The 2,855-nt window shown below is 71.8% G+C and carries 4 protein-coding genes and 3 pseudogenes; 6 read left to right on the top strand and 1 reads right to left on the bottom strand.

Going from position 1 to position 2,855, the window contains the following annotated elements; all coding sequences use genetic code 11:
- The first annotated feature begins 76 nt into the window (after positions 1-76).
- The 6 genes and pseudogenes from ACVJO7_RS33915 to ACVJO7_RS33890 all read left to right on the top strand — a co-directional run bounded on the left by ACVJO7_RS33915 (position 77) and on the right by ACVJO7_RS33890 (position 2,472).
- Complete coding sequence (locus ACVJO7_RS33915) at positions 77-796, top strand: GNAT family N-acetyltransferase (RefSeq protein ID WP_491676356.1); 720 nt, start codon at positions 77-79, stop codon at positions 794-796.
- A pseudogene (locus ACVJO7_RS33910) lies at positions 703-957 on the top strand (hypothetical protein); the annotation flags it as partial. The gene ACVJO7_RS33915 and the pseudogene ACVJO7_RS33910, both read left to right, overlap by 94 nt.
- A 136-nt stretch (positions 958-1,093) precedes the next feature.
- Positions 1,094-1,446, top strand: a pseudogene (locus tag ACVJO7_RS33905) (aldo/keto reductase); the annotation flags it as partial.
- A 61-nt stretch (positions 1,447-1,507) separates the two neighbouring features.
- Positions 1,508-1,687, top strand: a complete 180-nt coding sequence (locus ACVJO7_RS33900) for a hypothetical protein (protein ID WP_491676357.1) — start codon at positions 1,508-1,510, stop codon at positions 1,685-1,687.
- 111 nt (positions 1,688-1,798) lie between these two features.
- Positions 1,799-2,023 carry a hypothetical protein gene (locus tag ACVJO7_RS33895; protein WP_491676355.1) on the top strand — a complete coding sequence of 75 codons (225 nt, stop codon included), beginning with the start codon at positions 1,799-1,801 and terminating at the stop codon, positions 2,021-2,023.
- The gene (locus ACVJO7_RS33890; RefSeq protein ID WP_491676354.1) at positions 2,020-2,472 is read left to right on the top strand and encodes an SDR family oxidoreductase; all 453 of its coding nucleotides are present in this window, start codon (positions 2,020-2,022) and stop codon (positions 2,470-2,472) included. The genes ACVJO7_RS33895 and ACVJO7_RS33890 overlap by 4 nt, the downstream gene beginning before the upstream one ends.
- Before the next feature lie 33 nt (positions 2,473-2,505).
- On the opposite strand, the pseudogene ACVJO7_RS33885 reads toward ACVJO7_RS33890, so the two are convergent.
- Positions 2,506-2,673 (bottom strand): annotated as a pseudogene (locus tag ACVJO7_RS33885) (IS30 family transposase); the annotation flags it as partial.
- Positions 2,674-2,855 lie beyond the last annotated feature (182 nt).

Genomic DNA, 2,855 nt, shown 5'->3' with positions numbered 1-2,855 from the left:
GCGGGCTCTCACCCGACGAGTACGAAGACACCTACCATCGCGCCCAGCGCGACGATCACAGATAACCCGCACTCCGGTGAACCGGGGGAAGCTCAGCCGGCTCGCCGAGCTGGTGGGCATCAGCCAGGCGACCTGCTCGCACCACCTGCGCAAGCTGGCCGACACCGGCTTCGTCATCCTGCGCAAGGAAGGCACCACCACGCAGGTCACGGTCAATCCGAACTGCTGTACCGGCCTGCCCCACGCCGCGGACGCCGTCATGGGCCTGCTCACCCCCGGCCCCTGCTGCCCGGACGACATCCCCGACGACGTCACCGTCCGCGCCATGACCGACGACGACTGGGACCCGGTGCTCCGGATCTACGGCGAGGGCATCGCCACCGGCCATGCCACCTTCGAGACCGACGTGCCCGACCGCACCGACCTCGACTCCGGCTGGCTGCGCGAGCACCGCTGGGTCGCCGAGATCGACGACCAGGTCGTGGGCTGGACCGCCGTGCGCCCCGTCTCGACCCAGCCGGTCTACAGTGGCGTCGGGGAGACATCGGTCTACGTCGCTGACGGCTTCCGAGGCCGCGGCGTCGGCAAAGCACTTATCCGCCAGCAGGTCTGCGCCGCGGACGACGCCGGCCTCTGGACCCTGCAGACCTCGATTTTTCCCGAGAACCGCGCCAGCCTCGCTCTGCACCGCGCTGCCGGCTACCGCACCCTCGGCGTCCGCGAACGCATCGGACGGCACGACGGTCGTTGGCGGGACACTGTGTTCCTCGAACGCCGCGCCGATCACCGCAGCTGACCAGCGAGATTCACTTCTCCACCCGCTCCCGCCGGTACTCGACGACGCTGACCGCCCTGCGGCAGGCCCGCGCGACCGGCGAAGCGACCACGCCAGCACCGGCCCGACCGCCGATGAGGGCGAGCGCCTGGACGACAGCGAGGACACGACCGAGGTTTGTCATCTCCTGGCTGCACTTCGCCGGCATCGGCTGGCACACCACCGCCGACGATCTCCTCCACCTGCACGTCTGGGACTCCACGACGCCCCGTCGAGGAGGTCCTGCGCGGTCTGGACGACCTGGTCCGGACGGGGAAGGTGCACTACGTGGCGATGTCCAACGTGCCCGCCTGGCAGGTCTCGCGCATGCAGGCCGTCGCCGACCTGCTCGGCTGGACCCCCCTGGTCGCCCTGCAGCCCGAGTACAGCCTGATCAACCGGGCCGCCGAACGCGACCTCCTGCCGATGGCCCGGGAGATGGGGCTGGGGTCACCCCGTTCTCCCCGATCGGGGGCGGTGTGCTCGCCGGCCGGTACACCCGGGCCGACCTGGCGGGGAGCGGGTCACCGGCACGACCAGGGGCGAGCAATCGCAAGGGCGTCAACGCCGCCCTCGGCATGGTCACCGAACGGAGCCTGGCCATCGCCGAGGTCGTGCAGGACATCGCGACCGAGACCGGCCGCCGGCCGGCCCAGATCGCGCTGGCCTGGGTCCTCCAGGTGCGGGGGGGTCGTGGCCCCGATCGTCGGTGCCCGCACCACCGAGCAGCTGCCGGGGAACCTCGACGCGCTTCAGGCCGAGCTCACCACCGAGCAGCTGGCCCGCCTCGACGCGGTCAGCGCCGTCGAGCTCGGCTCGCCGCAGACCTGCTCGCCGGTGACCACGGCCGCGCCGCCACTGCAGGCACCCTGACGATCGAGCGGCGACGCCCGTGAGTCGCGTGCGGCGTACCGACGCGCCCCGGGCGGCAGCCACGGCATCGGACTCGCGATCGCCCGGCTCCTGGTGGAGCGAGGAGCCCACGTGGTCGTGACCGGTCGCTCGCAGCCGGCGCTCGACGACGCACAGGCCGCACTCGGCGACTCCGCGCTGGCGGTCCGCGGCGACGTCTCCACCCCGGCGGACCTCGACGCGCTGGCCGACCGGGTGCGGACGCGGTTCGGCGGTCTCGACGCCGACTTCGTCAACGCCGAGACCGCCCGTGCCGCGCCCTGGAGACCGTCACCGAGCAGGAGTACGACGAGGTGAACGCGACCAACGTCAGGGGCGCCTACCTCACCGTGCAGAAGCTCCTGTCCCTGCTCGGCGACGGGGCCGGGACCGTGCCGACGACCTCGGTGGACCACCTGGCCGGCATCCGGGGCACCAGCGTCTGCCCCGCGGGCAAGGCCGCCCTGCGCTCGATGACGCGCACCTTCGCCGCCGAGCTCGCCGACCGGGGTGTGCGGGTCAACGCGGTCAGCCCGGGCACGATCGCGACGGGCACCCTGGAGACGACGATGAGCGCCGAGGCCGCAGCGGAGTTTGTCGCGCAGCGGGTCGCCGAGAACCCCATGCGGCACCTGGGGAGGCCCCGGGAGGTGGCCCTGGCCGCGGCGTTCCTCGCATTCGACGCGACCTACACCACCGGCGCGGAGCTCACCGTCGGCAAGCTCGTCGAGCGACCCGACGAACACCCACAACCCGAAGCCGCCTAAAAGATCTTCATCCACAGGTCTTGACTATTGCTCCACGCCGACCGCCAACGACGCCTCCGCCGTGGTGACCCCGGTGGCGATCAGTTGCCAGAACTGGCGTTGCGCCGCCCGTGACGGCTCCGGCCGGCCAGGTGAGCGCATTGCCGGCCCAAGGGCCCGATCAGCACGCCACCACTGCCGACGAACGCCCTCCGGAAACATCACTGGTCTTCTCCCTCCAGTCCGCCGTCGCCGCGCCGAACACCTCCGAGATCAGGGTGTTGCGACGATCAGTTGAATCCGCCTTGCGTCCCGCGGTCGGAGTGGATCACCGCCCCGGCCGGCGGGGTCCGGGACTCGATCGCCATCCCGAGCGCGTTGGTGACCAGCGCCGCGGTCGGCGA

Source organism: Pseudonocardia sp. DxW (assembly GCF_058448985.1).
Note: the sequence above shows the minus strand (reverse complement) of the source record. Positions and strands in the feature narration are given on the sequence as shown.